Raw genomic sequence first — 18,741 nt, 5'->3', positions numbered from 1 at the left:
GGCGGAGACGTCAGGGCGGTTCGTGCAGCCGGCAGAGCGACAGGATCGCGTCGGCGATGTCCTCGACGGGCCTGCCTGCGTCGATCCGGTGCCAGGTGACGCCTTCGATGCGGCGCTCCTGCTGCCGCGACAGGACATCCACCGTCGCGTCCGAAGGACCGTCCCGGCGCGCGCCCACCCGATCCCACAGGATGGCGGGATCGGTCTGCAGCCATATGCCGGTGAAGGGGGCATGCTCGTTGCCGGCCGCCTTTTCGATCGCCTCGCGGTTCTCGCTCCTGTCGAAGACCGCGTCGGCGACGACGGACCCTCCCTCGGCGAGGATCGGCGCCGATCGCCAGGCCATCTCTCGGTAGACCCGCTCCGAAACCTGTGGCGCATAGGCCTTTGCAGGCAGGCGGGTCTCGGCCGGAACCCCGTGCATGGCCTTGCGGACGCGGTCGCTCTCCACGATCCGGGCGCCCGGCGGCGGGCCGAGCCGCGGCGCCAGCGCTTCGGCGACGGTCGTCTTGCCCGTGCCGCTCAACCCGCCGATCGTGACCAGGCGAGGCCGCTGATCGCCCAGCAGCGTCCGCGCGAGATCGAAATAGGACCGCGCTTCGTCGGTCAGCGTCCCCGAGGCGCCGCCGTCCTCGATGCGCGTGGCCGTCACATGGGCGCGCACGGCCGCGCGAACCGCCATGAAAAACGGCAGCAGCGGGAACCCGTCCTCGTCGTCCGCCTCGTCCAGGTAGCGGTTCATGACGAGGTTCGCATGCTCCGGGAAGCCGCGATGCCAGAGGTCCATCAGCAGGAAGGCGAGGTCGTAGAGCACGTCCACCGTGGCGATCGCGTCGTTGAATTCGATGCAGTCGAACAGGCGAGGAGCACCGTCCAGCAGGCAGATGTTGCGCAGGTGGAGATCGCCGTGGCAGCGACGCACCTTGCCCGCCGCCTCGCGACGGTCGAGCAGCGGCGAATGACGCGACAGAGCCTCGCGGAAGGCGCGGTTCAGATCTGCCACCTCCGCGTCGCCGAAGACATGGCTGCCGGCGAAGGCCGCCTCGTTGATGTCCAGCACGCCGCCGATGTTTTGCGAACCGCTGGTCATGTGGACTACCGGCGCGGTGCGGTGAAACTGCACGATCATGCGCGCGGTCTCAGTCATTAACCCGTGCGTCAGGAGGCCCTCGCTCGCCAGATGGTCGAAGATGCATTCCTGGTCGAAACGCTTCATCTCGACCACTGCGTCCAGGAGTTCGCCATCTCCGTCGAACTCGGCTCCGCCGTCCGGCATGCGCGTGATGCGGCGGACGCCGAGATAGATTTCAGGCGTCGTGGCGCCGTTCAGCTCGATCTCCTTCTCGCAGGCCGCAAGGCGAAGGGCAGGGGTCGAGAAATCGGCATAGGGCAGCTTCACCGCCCGCTTCATCTTGAAGGCATGGTCGCCGGCGAGAAAGATGCGGGAGATATGGGTGTCGATCGTCTCCACGGGCGCTGCCGAGCCGACGCAAGACGGGTCCTGGAGAAAGGCCACCGTAGCGCTCTGGTCCTCGACGATCATCTGCGCTCCTCCAGTTTGGCCGTCGCATCTGCAAGTGCGGATCCGTTCACCGCTGCAACGTCTCGATATAACTGGTCAGCTCGTGGATTCGTTCGGTGGTGATCAGTTCCCCGCCGTTCGGGCCGTAGGTCTTTGCGTCTTCCTCGACGAACTGCTGTCCCCACACCGGCATCTCGCGTTCGCCATGACCGGGAACGAGATAGCGCCCATCTATGACGGAAAAGACACGGTAATAGGGAAAGGCGCCCTTGTTACCCTCGCTCAGCCGGGTCAGGTCGGCGGGAGGCGTTGTCAGGACGCTCGCCAGCGGACCGTCGCCCATTCCCCGCTCGCCATGGCAAGCGGCGCAGGAATTCAGGAACTCGGCCTCTCCGTAGGGCATCTCCTCTTGGGCGGAGGCAGGGGCACCCAGCGCCGCGAGCATCGAGACGGCGGCGGCGATCTGCTTGATCATGAGTTCTCCCTCGCGGAACTGGACGAACGACACATACCGCGTGTAGCCGAACCGGCCTTGACGCCGATCAATCCCGCACCCCTGGCCCCGCGCTCCTTCCAGAAGTAGCGTTGCGGAGAAACTTGCTCGTGAATTCTCCCGTTGGCCCCCGAACTTGACCCGGGTCAAGGACCGGTGCGGCGTCCCGGCGCTAAGCCTCCCCGCATGAACGCCGAGACCTTTCCAGTATCGCGCGAGCGCGGACTCACGCAGGCCGAGGCGGCCGGGCGCTTGCTCGAGATCGGGCCGAACGCGCTGCCCGAGGCGAGGCCTCCGTCGCTGACAGCCGTCTTCCTGCGACAGTTCCTCAGCCCGCTGATCTACATCCTGCTTGCCGCCGCGCTCGTCTCCATGGCGCTCGGCGACGTCAAGGATGCCGTCTTCATCGGCGCCGTGCTCCTGATCAACGGAACGATCGGCACGATCCAGGAATATTCGGCCGGGCGCGCCGCCGCTGCGCTGCGCAGCCTGGAACAGCCGCATGCGACCGTCATCCGCGACGGCATGCAGCGCGAGATCGATGCGCGCGACCTCGTGCCCGGCGACCTCGTCCTCGTGGAAGCAGGAAACCGCGTTCCGGCGGACCTGGAGCTCGATTCGGCCGAGAACCTCCAGTGCGACGAATCCCTGCTGACGGGCGAGTCGCATCCGCTTGCCAAGGGAGCCGGTGCGGATGCGGATGCCGCGCAAGGCTCGCTCGCGTTCGCCGGCACGATCGCCGTTCGCGGGCGCGGCCGGGGTATTGTCACGGCCACGGGTGCGGCGACCGAGATCGGCAGGATCGCCGAGATGATCGCGAAACGGTCGGTTTCGCGGCCGCCGCTGATGCTGCGTCTCGAACGCTTTTCGCGAACCATCGCCGTTACGGTCGGCATCGCCATCGCCGCGCTCTTCTCGGTCGGGCTGCTGCGCGGGATGGGCTATCACGACCTCTTCTTGATGTCGGTCGGGTTGGCGGTCGCCGCGATACCGGAAGGCCTGCCGGTCGCGATCTCGATCGCGCTGGCCATCGGCATGCGGCGCATGGCCAGGGCCCACGTGATCGTGCGGCGCATGGCGGCGATCGAGGCGCTGGGCTCCTGCACGATGATCGCCACCGACAAGACCGGCACCCTCACCATGAACGAGCTGACGGTAACCGAGGTGTCGCTGCCGGACGGCACGGTCGTTACCTTCGAGACGGGCGAGGACCTCGACGCCTGTTCCCTGCGCTCGCCGCACGTGGACGACGCGCGGGCGAACGAGCGCGCGTCCGAACTTCTGAAGGCGGCGGTGCTGCCCAACGAAGGGCATCTGCGCCATGAGGAGGACGGCTGGAAGGGCATAGGCGACACGGTCGACGTCGCCCTCCTTGCGGCGGCCAGGAAGGGCGGCTTCGCCCGCGAGGAGGTTGCCGAGCAGCACCGGCTGGTCGCGCGCATCCCCTACGAGCCGGACCTCAAATACGCCGCATCCTTTCACGAGGCTGAGGAAGAGGTGCGCATCTTCGTCAAGGGCGCGCCCGATACGCTGATCGACATGGCGAGCCGCATGGACCGCGGCGACGCGGCGGTTCCGATCGACCGCGATGCCCTCATCGCCCAGAAAGAGGACCTCGCGGGGCGCGGTCTTCGGGTACTCGCCTTCGCCGAAGGCCGGATCGCGCGCCAGGAGAACGGCGAGTACGGGCACGGTCATCTCGTCGACCTGGTCTTCCTAGGCCTCGCGGGAATGCAGGACCCGCTGCGGCCCGGCGTCGGCGAGGCGATCGAGGCCTGCTCGGCGGCGGGCGTCGGGATAGCCATGGTGACCGGCGACGACCCCAGGACCGCCAGCGCCATCGCGCGGGAAGCGGGCATTCCCTTCGAGGACGATCAGGTGGTCACCGGCATCGCCGTGCGCGAGGCGGAGGAAGCGGGCGAGGCCGCGCTGGACGAACTCACCCGTAGCGCGCGCATCTATGCGCGCGTCGAGCCGGCGCAGAAGCTCGCCATCGTGCTGTCGATGGCCCGCAACGGCCATTTCGTCGCGGTTACGGGCGATGGCGTCAACGACGCGCCGGCCCTCAAACACGCGCATGTCGGCGTAGCCATGGGGCGCAAGGGAACGGACGTCGCGAAGGAAAGCGCCGACATCATCGTCACGGACGACAATTTCGCCTCCATCGTCGCCGGTATCCGGGAGGGCCGAGTCTCCTATGCCAACATCCGCAAGGTGGTGTTCATGCTGGTCTCGACCGGCGCGGCGGAGGTCGTCCTGTTCCTGCTCGCCATTCCGATCGGCATGCCTATGCCGCTGACGGCGGTGCAGCTCCTGTGGCTGAACCTCGTCACGCAGGGCATCCAGGACGTCGCGCTGGCGACCGAAGGCGCGGAGGGCGACGAACTTTCCTATTCCGCCCGCGATCCGCGCGAGCCGATCTTCGACCGCGTGATGCTGCGGCGCATCCTGCACTCCACCGCCGTGATGGGCCTCGGAGGCTTCGGCGTCTTCTGGTGGCTGCTCGAGAACGGTTATTCCGAGTTCGAGGCGCGCAATCTCCTGCTGCTGCTCTTCGTGCTCTTCGCCAACGTCCAGACGTTCAACAGCCGTTCGGAGCGCCACTCCGTGTTCGGCCAGAGCCTCATGGCCAATCCCTTCCTCGTCGTCGGCGTCGCCGGCGCGCAGTTGCTGCACATCGCCGCCATGCATGTTCCGGTCCTCAGCGACACGCTTGGCATCGCGCCGGTGACGCCGCTCCAGTGGGGCGTGCTGCTCTCGATCGCTGCCTCCCTCGTCGTGGTGATGGAGCTCGAGAAGTGGTGGGACAGGCGCCGGGGTCCGCGCGACATTGCGAAACGGCCGCTACCGGCCGGTTCTTGACCGAGGTCAATGAACCATCGCCGGGCTGTGACAATCTGGGAAGATGAACACGAACCACACAATGCGGCTGGCAGTCGGCGCGATCTACCTCGCGGGAACGCTCGTCGGTATGGCGTCGTCCGCCTTCGCCGAGGATCAGGTCGCCTATGGCAAGGCCCTGGTGGAGACCAACTGCGCGCGCTGCCACGCGGTGGGCGCGTCTGACGAGAGCACGCATCCGGAGGCGCCGCCATTCCGGACCCTGTCCGAGCGATACCCGCTCGACGCCCTGGAGGAGGCCTTCGTGGAAGGCGTCTCGACTGGTCACCCCGACATGCCCGAATTCAAGGCGTCGCCGGAGCAGATCGGCGCGATCATAGACTACATGGACACGCTCCAGCCGAAGTGAGCGCAGTGGTCGACCTGCCGGTCAGGCAGTTCCGCGCCTGGGGTCGTTCACGACTTCGCCATCTTCCTTCTCGAAGCTGCCCACGGGGTTGGGCAGGATCGAAAGCACCTCTTCCGAGGGACGGCAGAGCTTCGTGCCGAGTGGTGTCACCACGATCGGCCGGTTGATGAGGATCGGGTGCTGGATCATGAAGTCGACGATCTGGTCGTCGGTCCATTTCGGGTCGCCGAGCCCGAGTTCGTGAAAGGGCGTTCCCTTTTCGCGCAGGAGCTGGCGCGGCGTGATCCCCATCGCGTCGATGAGTTCGACCAGCCTCGCGCGCGATGGCGGCGTCTTCAGGTACTCGATCACCTCCGGCTCCTCGCCCGACTGGCGGATCATTGCGAGCGTGTTGCGGGACGTGCCGCAAGCGGGATTATGATAGATGGTGATCGTCATGTCGTTCATGCCTTGGGGAACCAGTGCTGGGTTCGGTTGGCGAAAGCAACCAGCGACAGCATCACCGGCACCTCCACCAGCACGCCGACGACGGTTGCCAGCGCGGCGCCCGAGTTCAGTCCGAAGAGGCTGATGGCCACCGCGACGGCGAGTTCGAAGAAGTTCGATGTTCCGATCAAAGCACAGGGCGCCGCGACGTTGAACGGCACTTTCCACGCTTTCGCCGCCCCGTAAGCGATGAAAAAGATGCCGTACGACTGGATCAGCAGCGGCACCGCGATGAGCACGATCAGCAGCGGGTTGCCGGTGATGACTTCTCCCTGGAAGCCGAACAGGAGCACGACCGTCGCCAGCAGTCCGATCACCGACAGGGGTTTCAGGCGCCCGGTGAACTCCGAGACCGCCGCCTCCGCCTTCGGACCTCCGCCGGCCCGGTCCAGCAGCCGCTTGCGAGTAAGCGCGCCGGCGATCAGCGGAATTACCACGTAGAGCCCGACCGACAGGAGCAGCGTCTCCCATGGCACGGTTATGTCGGTCACGCCGAGCAGCAGCGCGACGATCGGCGCGAAGGCGAAGATCATGATGATGTCGTTCACCGAAACCTGCACCAGGGTATAGTTCGGATCCCCCTTCGTCATCTGGCTCCAGACGAACACCATCGCGGTGCAGGGTGCTGCGCCGAGGAGGATGAGGCCGGCGATGTACTGCTGCGCGTCGGCCGGCGCGATCCATGCAGCGAACACATAATCGAAGAACAGCACGCCCAGTGCGGCCATTGTGAACGGCTTGATCAGCCAGTTCACGACGATCGTCAGCACCAGTCCCTTGGGTCGGTCGCCAACATGGCTGAGGCTGCCGAAGTCGACGTTGACCATCATCGGGAAGACCATGGCCCAGATGAGAACCGCCACGACGAGATTGACCGACGCGAACTCCAGGCCGGCGAGGACGCTGAACAGGCCCGGCAGCAGGTTGCCAAGAACGATGCCGGCCACGATGCACAGCGCCACCCATGCCGAAAGCCACTTTTCGAAGAAGCCGATTCCCCCGGCGGCATTCGCCGAGGCGTCCAATGTCTGATCTGTCATGTCGCCGCTCGCCGTCGTTTCACGGGTCATCCCGCCTCTGCAAGGTTGCCGCCGATCTCGGACAGCCGCTTCTGCAGAGCCAGGCGGTCGAGCGAGTTCAGGGGCAGGCTGGTGAAGATCGAGATGCGGTTGTTGAGCATGCGGTAGGCGTCGGCGAAGGCAAGGCGCTTCTCCGCCTCCGTGCCCTCCACCGCCGCCGGGTCGGGCACGCCCCAGTGCGCTGTCATCGGCTGGCCCGGCCATACCGGGCAGGCCTCGTTGGCGGCATTGTCGCAGACCGTGAAGACGAAGTTCATCTCCGGCGCGCCCGCCTGCGCGAACTCCTCCCAGTTCTTTGAGCGGGCGAAGGAGGTGTCGTGGTTGAGGCTCTTGAGGAGTTCCAGCGAGAAGGGATGCACCTCGCCCTTCGGCTGCGAGCCCGCCGAAAAGGCCCGGAAGCGGCCCTGGCCGACGCGGTTCAGGATCGCTTCCGCGAGAATGGACCGGGCCGAGTTGCCGGTGCAGAGGAAAAGCACGTTGTATATGGGATCGCTCATTGCAAAGCCTCTCAACAGTCGCAAGTGATGGCGTTGATGACGGGGCGGCAAAGCTCCGGAGAACCGTTGCAGCAGTCTTCCATCAGGTAGGCGAGCAGGTCGCGCAGGCCGGTCATGTCCGCGAGATATCGGATCGTGCGACCGTCCCGCTCCGGCCGGATCAGGCCCGCATGGGCCAGGACCTTGAGATGCGCGGACATAGTGTTCTGGACGATGTTCAGCCGCGTCGCGATCTCCCCTGCGGGCAGGCCGGCCTCGCCACACTTCACCAGCAGCCGGAATACCTCCAGACGCGTGTCCTGCCCGAGTGCCGCCAGGGCGGCCAGAGCCGTGGTCTTATCCATATATCCAAAATTCCAGATTTAAGGCTTTGTATTCCAGCACAGCTTGCTCGTCAAGCGAAGTTTGGCATGAACGCGCCCCAAAAAGGGACGGCCAAGGACGCTTGGTCGCGACGACCCGTCTCACCCGTAACCCCTCGGCTCCCCGTTTCCGTTTGGGCACTAGGACGGCGGACTCGGCGAGGCTCAATTTGGCGTTTCACCACAACGGCTTGCGGTGTCACCGGCTTGCAACGCCGGCCCGGTCGAGCGGCATGGTCCGGAAACAGAATGCGGCGATGCTGTGCCAACAAGATCGGACCGCATGGGCCCGTCTCAAAGCTTCGAGGAACGAAGAAAATGCGCACCCGATTTGCCGGAATGGTGCTCCAGGCTCTCCTGGCAGGCCAGATCGTCTTCGGCGCCGCCGCGGTTGCCGCGCTCGCGATGAAGGACGAGGCGCCGCAGCGCGTCATGCCGGAGACCCGCACCCTTTCCGCCGCCGCCGAAACCGGCGCCATGGTGAGATGATGGGCTACCACGGATACTCCGTTTTTTCGGGTCCAGCGCCCGCGGAACATGACGTGGCGGTGCATTCCGTTCGGCACGGCGAAGCGGTGCCTGGCACGCTGGTGGGCGCTTGATGCGCGCGGGTTCGGCTAGGCCGTCCGCATCAGACCGGTGGATCGAAACGGTAGCCCGCGCCGCGCACCGTCACGATGCTCTCGGTGTCGAGCTTGCGGCGCAGGCGCACGATGCGCGAATCGACGGAGCGGTCGAACGCATCGAAGCTTTCGGCCGGTGCCGCGGCCATGATGTCCTCGCGGCCGAGCACGCGGCCCGGATTTCCGACGAAGAGCCGCAGCAGGGCGATCTGACCTGGGGAGAGCTGCTCTTCCTCGCCGGAATTGCGCATGACCAGCGCCGCTCTCATGTCCACGCTGGAATTTTCCAGCGTCACCAGATCGCCGATCGGCCGGCCGCGCCGAGCCAGCAGACGATTGAGGCGGCTCGCGAGTTCGCGCGGCACCACCGGCGCATCCAGGAAATCGGCAGCGCCGAGCTCCAGCGCCAGGATGCGGTCGACCGGCTCGCTGTTGGTGCCGATCATGACGAAGGCCGTCGTGCCGCTTCCGGAGAATTTCCGCAGCAGGTCGGTTCCGCTCAGACCGCCGAGCCGCAGGTCGACCAGCGCCACGTCGACGTCGTCCGCGCCGAGAAGCGCCATCGCGCTCCATTCCTCGTGCGCGAATCGCACGTCGTAGCCGCGCCGGTCGAGATAGTCGGCCAGCGCCTCGTCGGCTTCGTTCCTGCTGCAGATGCGCGCTACGACCGGTCTTCGGCCCACTTCCGGATCCTTGATACACACGCCCGATGAACAGGCTGGACAAGATGTTTATACCCAATCTACTTATTGCCGGAAACCAGGGGGATACAGCGATGCGGTCGCGTATCGCAGTCGTCGACGACGAGCCCGATCTGCGTGATGCGGTGGCAGAGTATCTCGCGGCGAGCGGATACGACGTCATGACCGCCGCGAGCGCCGCGGAGATGCGCGAGCTGGTCGCGGTGCACAGTTTCGATCTCGCCATCCTCGACATCGCCATGCCCGGTGAAGACGGGCTGGCGCTCGGGCGATGGCTTCGCTCGCAGATGCCGCTCGGCATCATCTTCGCCACCGCCGCCGGCACCGCGATCGACCGCATCGTCGGGCTCGAACTCGGCGCCGACGACTATATCGTCAAGCCCTACGAACTGCGCGAACTCCTGGCGCGGGTGCGCAGCGTGTTGCGGCGGGTGCCGCAGGCGGACGCCGCGGCGGCGGACGCCCCCGCACCGGCGGCCTCGAAACGTCCCGCCAACAAGGTCGTCTCCTTCGGATCCTATAGCGCCGATCTCGACGGCAGGCTGGTGATCGGCCCCGACGGCTCGCCGATCGAACTCGCCAAGAGCGAGTTCGACGTCCTGGAGGTTTTCCTCACCCGGCCGAACCGTCTGCTGACGCGTTCGGCGATCTCGGAAGCGATCGGCTTCAGCGAGGACCTGGAATCCTCGCGCGCCCTCGACATCCGCATTATGCGCCTGCGCAAGAAGATCGAGCCGGATCCGGCAAGCCCGCGCTTCCTCAAGACGGTGCGCGGCGAGGGCTACGTCTTCTCGCTTCCTGGCGGCGATGGCCACTGATCCGGATACGCCTGGCAGGGAGGTCGCGCCGGCATGAACGAAGCCTCGGCTGTCCCGCTTGCGGGCCGATCGCACGCGATGAGCCTGCCGGTCGCGATCTCGCGGATCTCGCGTCGCCTGCGCGAGGCCAACGAGTGGCTCCAGGAGATCGACGACGTTCTGGCTATCCTCGGCCAGGCGCTGGATTGCCACCGCACCATCGTCTTCCAGCTCAAGCCGCTGCCGAAGTCAGGCTTTTCCCAATCCATCGCATCCTACTGGGTCGATCTCGCCGTTCTGAAGGCGGCCGAGCGCCCGACGCTGATCCGCGAGGCCATCCTGGTCGACGATCCGCTGCTCAAGCGCATTGGCGAGGAGGAGCGGCAGGGCAAGGTCTTCGCCGGCCACACCCGCAACCTCGAAGGCTTCCTGCGCGACGATTTCGAGAAGAACCAGATCCGGTCCTTCCTGTCGGTCCCGATCTTCGCCCACGGCTACCTGTGGGGCACGCTCGCGGTCAACGACTGCGTGCGGGAACGCGACTGGAACGACGACGAGGCCGCGGCGGTGGAACTGGTCGCATCCGCGATCGGCGACTCCATCCAGCGTTCCTCCTCCGAACAGCACGTCAGCGAGGTCTTCCGCACCACTATGGTGCAGGCCGCGCTCGACGGCATCGTCGTCATCGACGAATCGGGCGGGATCATCGAATTCAATCCGGCTGCCGAGGCCATGTTCGGCTGGTCCAAGGCTGAGCTCCTGGGGAAGAACATCGCCCGCACCCTGATCCCGGACGAACACCGCAAGGGCCACACCAAAGGCATCCGCCGCTATCTCGAAGGCGGGTTTCCAATCATGATCGGCCGGCGCGTCGAGACCCAGGCGATCGACGCGAAGGGAGCGTCCTTCCCGATCGAGCTGACGATCTCGGAGGTCCGCGCCGCCGACCGTCGCCTGTTCGTCGGCTCCATCCGCGACCTCAGGGAGCGGCAGCGCGCCGAGGAGGAGATCAATCGTCAGCGCGACAGGCTGCACCAGAACGAGAAGATGGCGGCGATGGGGTCGCTGCTCGCCGGCGTCTCGCACGAACTGAACAATCCGCTCGCCGTCGTCGTCGCGCAGTCGACGCTGCTCTTCGAATTCGCCGGCGACCCTCAGGTCAAGTCGCGCGCAGAAAAGGTCCGCGCTGCGGCCGAACGCTGTGGCCGCATCGTCAAGAGCTTCCTCGGCATGGTGCGGCTTCACCCCGCCCAGCACGAGGAGACGGACCTCAACCAGGTCATTCGCTCCGCGCTCGAGGTGACCGCCTACGGCGCGCGCAGCACGGGTGTCACGGTCGAGACAGACCTCGCGCCGAGCCCGCTGACGGTCTTCGTCGACGCCGACCACATTACCCAGGTCGCAGCGAATTTCCTCGTCAACGGCCAGCATGCGCTGACGGCGGTCTCCGGCGAGCGGAAGCTGCGCGTACGCACCTGGCGCGGAGCAGGCGTCGTCGGCTTTTCGGTCGAGGATACCGGTCCGGGAATACCCGCCGAGATCGCGCAGCGCATCTTCGAGCCCTATTTCACCACCAAGCCGGTCGGCGTCGGCACCGGCATCGGCCTGTCGATATCGCGCTCGATCGTCGAGCGCCACGACGGCCGGATCTGGTTCGACGATGTCGAACCGCGGGGCGTGCGGTTCTGCGTCGAACTTCCGGTCGCCCAGGCGCATGCGGACGCCGTGCAGACCGTGGCCGCACGCACCACGGCGATCGCCCGGGCGCTGATCATCGACGACGAGCCGGACGTTGCGAGTTCGCTCGCCGACATACTGGAGATGATGGGAGTCAAGGCCTCGATTCTCACGCGCTGGTCGTCGGTCGACGATGTGCTGGCGGGAACAATGCCCGACATCATCTTCAGCGACCTGCGCATGCCCGAGGCGAGCGGCATGACGATCTACCAGCAGTTTCGCGAACGGTCGCCGCTGCTGGCGCGCCGCTTCGTCATCGTCACCGGCGACATGCTGGGGGCAAAAGGCGAGATCGAGGCTCTGCCGCTCGATCAGCGGCCGCTCGTGCTGGAAAAGCCCTTCAGTACACTGGAACTGCGCGGCGTGCTGGCCTTGCTGGGGGACCGAACCGGTCAGTGAGAAGACGGCACGGATCGCCCCGACGCGAAGGGAGGCGATCCGGAGAGGGACCGCGGCTCAGTTGATCGTCATCACGACGACGTCGTCGTCCCGGTCGTAGCGCGTCTCGCGCGGCGGGAAGGGAAACTCGCAATCGAGATCAGCCAGATCCTGCCGGCGCACGTCGGATGCCTTCATCAGTTCGCAGGCCGCACGCGCCGCCTGGAAGGCGCTGTAGGGAATTTCCTCGCGAAGCTTGGTCATCTTCGATTCCTCCAACCGTCCGCATTCAAGCGCCAGATATTGTCCTTATTCTGGCAGAGATCGTCTTTCCGCCATCTTTCGAGATCGCGACCAGGCATTTCGTCGTTTCATTGCCCCAGGACTGGCCCGAACAAGCGACATCAATCTCGCTCGCGGGCATCCTCTCCTCCGCCGCCGGGGTCAGCCGCTGCTCCTGCGTGCGCTGTCCGGCGGGTGACAGCGCCACCGCGCCTGTCAGCGGGACCAGGATTGAGGCCAGCGCCGCGGTCGAGACCGCCGCGAAAAGGCCCATCGGACGCCGCGCCGCGCCGCGGCGGAGCCGGCCGAGCGCAAAGGCCTGGTACCGGGCGGCAGCGGCCTCGGCAGGAAAGTCCGTCATGTCGAGTTCGCGTGTCATGGGAAGCGCCTTCGAATTCGTCGTCATTAGGAATGTGTTAATCACCTGCCGTTTCGCGTGAATGCCGAAAACTTCACACAATTGTTTCGCCCGGTAACGCGCGCGCCGTCTTTCGCACGGAAAGGGTTCATTCGCAGGACCTGGGGAAAAAGGGGCTCCGGCTAAGTCGTGGAGCCGCCAGCGCTTTTCCGGGCCGCCCTCGATCTCTGTCCATCCGAGTCAAGAAAACTCTAAACCATTGCAATTGATCGATAAATGTGCTTGAATTGAATGAACATTCAACAACAATGGGAGCATTGCCGTGAACCGCCCGCTTCGTGACGTGGCGATCCCGAACGATTGGGACCGCAGCGGACTCCCCGGCTGGACCTATCACAGCCCGGCCCTCCTCGAGCTGGAGAAGGAGCACGTCTTCCGCAGTCACTGGCAGATCATCGGCCATGTCTCGGACGTGCCGGAGGCGGGCGCCTATCTCACCATGGACGTCGTCGGCGAGCGCGCGCTGGTGGTTCGCGGCAAGGACGGCGTCGTGCGCGGCTTCCACAATCTGTGCCGGCATCGCGGCAGCCGCGTCGTCGCCGACCAGCAGGGAAGCTGCAAGAACGCGCTCGTCTGCCCCTTTCACGGCTGGGTCTACAATCTCGACGGCACGCTTCGCGGGGCGGCCCGTCCGCGCTCCTTCCCGGAACTCGACAAGGTAGAGTTCGGGCTGAAGCCGATCGATCTCGAAATCTGGATGGGCTTCATCTTCATCCGCTTCCGCCAGGGTCCGCAGCCTTCCGTCGCCGAACTGATGCGGCCGGTCGAGGCCGAGATGGCGCATTACCGCGCCGCCGAGATGGTGCCGGCTTGGGGCATCTGGACCCAGCAATCAGCCGTGAACTGGAAATCGGTGCGCGACGTCGACAACGAAGGCTATCACGTCGCCATGGCGCATCCGGCGCTACAGGACCTCTACGGTGCGACCTACTACGACGAGCCCTTCGTCAACGGCGTGTCGCGGTCCTACGCCACCTACAATCCCCACGCCGGACGGCGCTGGAGCGTGCGCAACTACGTCAAGCTGTCGCCGCAGCCCGAGCACCTGCCCGAGGATCTGAAGAAGGCCTGGGTCTACTACGGCATCTTCCCCAACACCGTGCTGGCCATGACGCCCGAGACCACGCAGTTCTACCAGGAGTTTCCCCTCTCGACGGGCGAGACCATCCTGCGTGGTGCGATCTACCGCTACCCGGTCGAGAGCCGGGAGCAGGCGGCGGCGCGCTATCTCGCCTACCGGATCGACCGCGACACCCAGGCCGAGGACGTGCAACTCACCGTCTGGTCGAACGAATCCATGCAGTCCGAGGCCTTCGAGGGGTTCTACCTGTCGGACCTCGAATACGGCGTACGCTCGCATCACGACCATCTGCGCCGGCTGCTACCGATCCTCAACCTCGAGACCGCCCCCGACGAAAAGGACGTCTGGAACCTCAACCAAGCCCTGCTCAGCCGGTCCTAGCCATCGGTGTCTCCATCCCCGAACGGTTTGTCAGGCCCGGCCCGGAGCCGGTCCGATGTAGCGGGCGCGCGGGCGGATCAGCGCTCCGGTGGCGAGCTGCTCCATCGCATGCGCCACCCAGCCGGCCGTCCGGGCGATGGCGAACAACGCCAGTTCGTGTCCGATCGCCAGGCCGAGCGAGCGCATGGTCACCGCCAGCGCGAAGTCGATATTGGGGTGCAGCCCCGTCGCTTCGGTGATCATCGCCGGGGCGTCCACGGCCAGCCTCTGCTGGCCGCCCGACCGAGCAAGCTCCGCCAGCAGATGTTCGGCCCGCGGATCGCCGCGTTCGTAAACCGTATGGCCGAAGCCGGGCATCGGCTCGCCCAGCGCCACGCGGTCGCGGATCTTGCGCGCCATGTCGCCCTCGGCGAGATCGGCCACCATGTGGGCCGCGAGCGGACCCGCACCGCCATGCTTCGGCCCCTTGAGCGCGACGAGGCCCGCGATCGTGGCATCGTAGAGGTTGAGCCCGGTCGATGCGGCGCAGCGCACGGTGAACGACGAGGCGTTGAGTTCGTGGTCGGCCAGCAGCACCAGCGCCCGCCGTAGCAGGTCTTCCGCCTTCCGGTCGTCCGGCGCCCAAGCCTGCGTCACCTGACGGTGCAGCGGAGCGCCGCCGGGTGCGCGGTCGAGGATCGCGGACGTCACCAGCCGCATCACCCGGGCGCCGACGCGTGCGCGGCCGTCATGCGTCCGATTGAAGGCGCGCGGATCGCTGTCGCTGGCGAGCGACAGCACCGCCACCGCGCGGCCGATGGGGGAGGGTTGTTCGATCGCGCCGGCCACGATGCGCATGGCGCCGCTCAGCACCGGCAGATTGTCCGGCTCGAAGGGATCGATGTCGTCGATGCCCCACAAAAGCGTCGCTGCCTGTTCCAGGGTGCCCTGCGCGGCAAGCGCGACAGCGGGCACGCCGCGGTAGATCGGTCCCGCCTCGGTGATGGTCGAGATCGAGGATTCGATCATCGCAAGCTCGTTACCAGCCTCCCGTGCCGTCCCGGACGGCGAGCGACGGTTCTTCAGAGCCCGCACGTCGTCGGCCCGGTAGCGCCGGGCGCGCGAATCCGGCACCGGCTCGGAGCGGATCAGCCCTCGGCTGACATAGGCATAGAGGGTAGCGGGCGAGACGGCGAGTTCGCCGGCCGCCTCGCGAGCGCTGAGATAGAGCGGTTCGTCAAGATTTTTCATATTGATCAAGCTAATCAAGATTGATCAACATTAAAAGGGTCTCCAACATCTTCTGCGCAGCAATAGGAGATTGATCCCATGACCTTGCACTCGAAGACCCCGGCCGGACTCGACGGCGTCATCGCCGCGGCCACGGCCCTATCGCACGTGGACGGCGAGCGCGGCGAACTCGTCATCGCCGGCCATCGCCTCGGCGAACTGGCTCAGTCGGCCTCCTTCGAGGCGGTGACGGCGCGGCTCTGGTCCCTGGCAAAGGGCGAGGAGATCGGCCCCGAGCGCGTGAAGGTCGATCTAGGTATCGCCCGTGAACGCGCCTTCGAGACCCTGCCGCGTCTCCTTGCCGCGAGCGAGGGGCTGCCGGTGGTTTCAGGTTTCCGCGCGGCCGTCGCGGCGCTCGGGCCGGTCGAAGGTCTGCCGGACGAGGCCGCCATCGTCGGCGCGATGCCGGTGATCGCCGCGGCGCTCGCCAGGCGCGCCGCGGGGCTTTCGCCTGTCGCGCCGGACCCCTCGCTCGGCCATGCCGCCGACACGTTGCGCATGTTGCGCGGCGAAGCGCCCGCGGAAGCCGAGGCGAAGGCACTGGACGCCTATCTCGTCACCGTCTGCGACCATGGCATGAACGCTTCCACCTTCGCGGCGCGGGTCGTCGCTTCCACCAATGCCGACCTCTTCATGGCGGTGACGGCGGGCTACTGCGCCCTGACGGGTCCTTTGCACGGTGGCGCGCCGGAGCCCGTGCTCGCCATGCTCGACGCGATCGGGTCGCGCGAGAACATCGCCGGATGGATCGATGCCGCGCTTTCCCGCGGCGAGCGGCTGATGGGCTTCGGCCACCGCATCTACCGCGTCCGCGATCCTCGCGCGGACGTGCTCAGGAAGGCGGTCGGCCTGCTCGGCGGGCGGGGCGTCGATCTCGGCTTCGCGGCCGAAGTCGAGGCCTATGGCCGCGACGCGCTGGCGAAGGCCAAACCCGACCGGCCGCTCGATACCAATGTCGAGTTCTACACCGCCATCCTGCTCGATGCGCTGCGCATTCCCCGCGCCGCCTTCACGCCCGTCTTCGCGACCGGCAGGGCGGCCGGATGGACCGCGCACGCACGCGAACAGCAGCGGACCGGCCGCCTGCTGCGGCCGGCCTCGCTCTACACGGGCGTAGTCCCGGGATAGGTCGAGCGGCCGATCCGGTTCCGGCTAGGTTCGTGGCCGGACCGGGTCCCGGCCGTCCCATCCGCATGCGGCCTCGCGGAATCCGGCGAACATCTTGGCGGTCGCCGGCAGAAACTCAATCACCTCGATCATTGCCGGCAACGCGCCCTTCGTGTCGAAGTATCCCACCCGCGCGCCATTCGCGACTTCGGCTTCGTACGCCAGTTCGTAACCGGCGGAAGCATAATGGTCGAGCGCGGCTCCATAATCCTTCGCGGCCATGCCGAAATGGTGCAGTCCCGGTCCGCTACGGTCGAGGATCTCGCGGTAGACGGACGGCGTATCGTCGAGTTGCTGGATCAGTTCGAACTGCATGTCTCCGGCGTAACCCATGGCGATGGCCAGCGCCGTATCCGTCGGCTTTCCCCGATAGTTCTGACGCGGGAAAACGCCGCGCTCGCGCAGGAACCAGGGACCGACACCCAGGCGGCGCGTCATCTCCTTGATCGTGGAATGAATGTCGAGTGTGACGAAGGCCGTCTGGACGAGCTGGCCCGCGGAAGCCACCGGGCTGAACGATGCTGCAGAATCCATGAGCACCTCCCCCCCGATATCAAGCGACACGAACTCGATAGTAGCGGTTGCGGACCTCCGCAAGCTCTTGCCCGGTCCGTCGCGTACTGGCTGGGCACGATGCCCGCCGCATGTCAGCCGTTCCAGACGCCCTCGGCGCGCAATTCGTCCATCGTCCGCGAGATTCCCTCGCGCAAGATGGCGACCATGTCGTCGACCTGCTCGCGGGTGATCGTCAGCGGCGGCGACATCACGCACATGTTGATCAACGGCCGGACCAGCAGGCCGAGTTCGTGGCAGTGCCGGTCGATGCGCTTGCCGACGTCGTTGTCGAGCGCCAGCGGGTTGCGGCTCTCCCGGTCGGCCACGCATTCCACGCAGGCCATCAGGCCGGCGCCGCGCACCTCGCCCACCAGCGGCAGGTCCTCCAGCGTCTTCAGGCGCTCCTGGAAATACGGCCCGACCTGCCGCGCATGCTCCAGGATGCCGCCTTCCAACAGGTCGAGGTTCTTCAGCGCCACGGCGCAGCCGATCGGGTGGCTGGAATAGGTGTAGCCGTGGCCGAACATGGCAGCTGCGTGGTTGGACTTGCGCAGCACCTCCGTCAGGCGTGACGAGATCATCACCCCGCCGAGAGGGAAATAGCCCGAGGTTACGCCCTTGGCGAAGGTGATCATGTCGGGCTCGATGCCGAACACGTCCTGCGAGGCGAACACCTCGCCGATCCGCCCGAAGGCGGTCACCACCTCGTCGGAGATGTAGAGGATGTCGTTCTCGCGGCAGATCTCGCGGATGCGCGGCAGATAGCCGGGCGGCGGGACGATGACGCCGCCGGAAGCCTGCACCGGCTCGCCGACGAAGGCGCCGATCCTGTCAGCACCCCGGCGCGTGACGGTTTCGCGGAACTCCTCCACCAGGAAGTCGCAAAAGGCTTCCACGCTCATCCCCGCCGGGCGGCGGAACGGGTCTGGGCTGGTCAGCTTGACCACCAGGTCGTCGGCGCCGTCCATCCAGTCGCGATCGCGCGGGCGGCCGTTGAGCGAGGCGGAGAGATAGGTCGAGCCGTGATAGGCGCCGCCGCGCGACAGGATGAGCTTCTTTTCCGGCCGACCGCGCACATTGTTGTAGAACTGCATGAAACGCAGCGCGGTCTCGACCGCCGACGACCCGCCGGTGGTGAAGAAGACGTGGTCGAGGTCGCCCGGCGCGTGCGCCGCCAGCCGTTCGGCGAGTTCGGCCGAGGGATCGCTCATCGTGTACCAGGGCGTGTTGTAGGAGAGGGTCATCGCCTGTTCGTACATGACACGCGCCAGTTCCTCGCGGCGGTGCCCGACATTGACGCACCACATGCCCGCCGGTCCGTCGATCAGCCGCCGGCCCTCGCCGTCGGTGATGTAGATGCCGTCGCCGCTGCCGATCGGCGTGCGCGCCTCGTTGCCGATCGAGCCGGCATAGGGCCAAGGCTGGATCAGATGGCGCTCGGCGTTCCACTGAGGCCCGTCGCGCCGCTCGGATGCCGCGTCGCCGCGCCTGGATTGTGCCTTTTCGACGGCCGCCATTTCACCACCTCGATAATGCTTTTCCGTGCCCGATGACATGCAAGCCGCAAATCACCGGAAAACCGACGGAAATCGGTTCGTATTGAATGTCCGTTCAATCAATATTGCAGAAATAGCGCTTGATTTCAATCCGAGGATGGGCTCTT

The 18,741-nt window shown here is 66.3% G+C and carries 19 protein-coding genes; 7 read left to right on the top strand and 12 right to left on the bottom strand.

The genetic code is table 11. The features are described from left to right. Positions 1-10: 10 nt before the first annotated feature. A complete protein-coding gene (locus tag BSQ44_RS23555) occupies positions 11-1,543 on the bottom strand; it encodes a bifunctional aminoglycoside phosphotransferase/ATP-binding protein (protein ID WP_072607475.1) in 1,533 nt (510 codons plus the stop codon). A gap of 46 nt (positions 1,544-1,589) precedes the next feature. Further along, positions 1,590-1,997 (bottom strand): c-type cytochrome, encoded by a 408-nt coding sequence (locus tag BSQ44_RS23550; RefSeq protein WP_072607474.1) that lies wholly within the window; start codon positions 1,995-1,997, stop codon positions 1,590-1,592. A 204-nt stretch (positions 1,998-2,201) separates the two neighbouring features. Here BSQ44_RS23550 and BSQ44_RS23545 point away from each other — a divergent pair, with 204 nt between their 5' ends. Together BSQ44_RS23545 and BSQ44_RS23540 are read left to right on the top strand one after the other, a co-directional pair. Next, positions 2,202-4,877: a cation-translocating P-type ATPase gene (locus BSQ44_RS23545; RefSeq protein WP_072607473.1), complete on the top strand. Its 2,676-nt coding sequence runs from the start codon at positions 2,202-2,204 to the stop codon at positions 4,875-4,877. A 109-nt stretch (positions 4,878-4,986) separates the two neighbouring features. Next, entirely contained in the window at positions 4,987-5,265 is a 279-nt protein-coding gene (locus tag BSQ44_RS23540) for a c-type cytochrome (protein ID WP_418202145.1), read from the top strand. Positions 5,266-5,286: 21 nt separating this feature from the next. Here the strand turns inward: BSQ44_RS23540 and arsC are convergent, their stop codons facing one another. Genes arsC through BSQ44_RS23520 form a run of 4 tightly spaced genes read right to left on the bottom strand, consistent with a single transcriptional unit; the run spans position 5,287 to position 7,671 of the window. Then, on the bottom strand, positions 5,287-5,703 hold the full coding sequence (gene arsC / locus BSQ44_RS23535) for an arsenate reductase (glutaredoxin) (RefSeq protein WP_072608253.1): 417 nt from the start codon (positions 5,701-5,703) through the stop codon (positions 5,287-5,289). A 5-nt stretch (positions 5,704-5,708) separates the two neighbouring features. Next, entirely contained in the window at positions 5,709-6,791 is a 1,083-nt protein-coding gene (gene arsB, locus BSQ44_RS23530; RefSeq protein ID WP_072608252.1) for an ACR3 family arsenite efflux transporter, read from the bottom strand. 26 nt (positions 6,792-6,817) lie between these two features. Continuing rightward, entirely contained in the window at positions 6,818-7,327 is a 510-nt protein-coding gene (locus BSQ44_RS23525; protein WP_072607471.1) for an arsenate reductase ArsC, read from the bottom strand. Positions 7,328-7,338: 11 nt separating this feature from the next. Further along, positions 7,339-7,671, bottom strand: coding sequence for an ArsR/SmtB family transcription factor (locus BSQ44_RS23520; RefSeq protein ID WP_072607470.1), 333 nt, complete (start codon positions 7,669-7,671; stop codon positions 7,339-7,341). A 336-nt stretch (positions 7,672-8,007) separates the two neighbouring features. Here BSQ44_RS23520 and BSQ44_RS27055 point away from each other — a divergent pair, with 336 nt between their 5' ends. Continuing rightward, positions 8,008-8,178 (top strand): hypothetical protein, encoded by a 171-nt coding sequence (locus tag BSQ44_RS27055; protein ID WP_157894674.1) that lies wholly within the window; start codon positions 8,008-8,010, stop codon positions 8,176-8,178. A gap of 142 nt (positions 8,179-8,320) precedes the next feature. Here the strand turns inward: BSQ44_RS27055 and BSQ44_RS23515 are convergent, their stop codons facing one another. After that, positions 8,321-8,995: a response regulator transcription factor gene (locus BSQ44_RS23515; protein ID WP_072607469.1), complete on the bottom strand. Its 675-nt coding sequence runs from the start codon at positions 8,993-8,995 to the stop codon at positions 8,321-8,323. Between the two features lie 92 nt (positions 8,996-9,087). Here BSQ44_RS23515 and BSQ44_RS23510 point away from each other — a divergent pair, with 92 nt between their 5' ends. Beyond that, positions 9,088-9,831 carry a response regulator gene (locus BSQ44_RS23510; protein ID WP_072607468.1) on the top strand — a complete coding sequence of 248 codons (744 nt, stop codon included), beginning with the start codon at positions 9,088-9,090 and terminating at the stop codon, positions 9,829-9,831. A gap of 33 nt (positions 9,832-9,864) precedes the next feature. After that, positions 9,865-11,946, top strand: coding sequence for a PAS domain S-box protein (locus BSQ44_RS23505; protein ID WP_072607467.1), 2,082 nt, complete (start codon positions 9,865-9,867; stop codon positions 11,944-11,946). Positions 11,947-12,003: 57 nt separating this feature from the next. On the opposite strand, the gene BSQ44_RS23500 is transcribed toward BSQ44_RS23505, so the two are convergent. Both BSQ44_RS23500 and BSQ44_RS23495 read right to left on the bottom strand, forming a co-directional pair. Further along, positions 12,004-12,189 carry a hypothetical protein gene (locus BSQ44_RS23500; RefSeq protein WP_157894673.1) on the bottom strand — a complete coding sequence of 62 codons (186 nt, stop codon included), beginning with the start codon at positions 12,187-12,189 and terminating at the stop codon, positions 12,004-12,006. Between the two features lie 25 nt (positions 12,190-12,214). Continuing rightward, positions 12,215-12,586, bottom strand: a complete 372-nt coding sequence (locus tag BSQ44_RS23495; protein ID WP_157894672.1) for a hypothetical protein — start codon at positions 12,584-12,586, stop codon at positions 12,215-12,217. A gap of 301 nt (positions 12,587-12,887) precedes the next feature. Here BSQ44_RS23495 and BSQ44_RS23490 point away from each other — a divergent pair, with 301 nt between their 5' ends. Further along, the gene (locus BSQ44_RS23490; RefSeq protein ID WP_072607464.1) at positions 12,888-14,087 is read left to right on the top strand and encodes an aromatic ring-hydroxylating oxygenase subunit alpha; all 1,200 of its coding nucleotides are present in this window, start codon (positions 12,888-12,890) and stop codon (positions 14,085-14,087) included. Between the two features lie 30 nt (positions 14,088-14,117). On the opposite strand, the gene BSQ44_RS23485 is transcribed toward BSQ44_RS23490, so the two are convergent. Further along, a complete protein-coding gene (locus BSQ44_RS23485) occupies positions 14,118-15,317 on the bottom strand; it encodes a citrate/2-methylcitrate synthase (RefSeq protein WP_072608251.1) in 1,200 nt (399 codons plus the stop codon). A 78-nt stretch (positions 15,318-15,395) separates the two neighbouring features. Between BSQ44_RS23485 and BSQ44_RS23480 the strand changes: the two genes are divergently transcribed. Next, the gene (locus BSQ44_RS23480) at positions 15,396-16,484 is read left to right on the top strand and encodes a citrate synthase/methylcitrate synthase (RefSeq protein WP_072607463.1); all 1,089 of its coding nucleotides are present in this window, start codon (positions 15,396-15,398) and stop codon (positions 16,482-16,484) included. A 24-nt stretch (positions 16,485-16,508) separates the two neighbouring features. On the opposite strand, the gene BSQ44_RS23475 is transcribed toward BSQ44_RS23480, so the two are convergent. Next, entirely contained in the window at positions 16,509-17,057 is a 549-nt protein-coding gene (locus tag BSQ44_RS23475) for a VOC family protein (RefSeq protein ID WP_072607462.1), read from the bottom strand. 113 nt (positions 17,058-17,170) lie between these two features. Then, entirely contained in the window at positions 17,171-18,595 is a 1,425-nt protein-coding gene (locus BSQ44_RS23470; RefSeq protein ID WP_072607461.1) for an aminotransferase, read from the bottom strand. Between the last annotated feature and the right edge of the window lie 146 nt (positions 18,596-18,741).

Source organism: Aquibium oceanicum (genome assembly GCF_001889605.1).
GTDB classification, from domain to species: domain Bacteria; phylum Pseudomonadota; class Alphaproteobacteria; order Rhizobiales; family Rhizobiaceae; genus Aquibium; species Aquibium oceanicum.
Note: the sequence above shows the minus strand (reverse complement) of the source record. Positions and strands in the feature narration are given on the sequence as shown.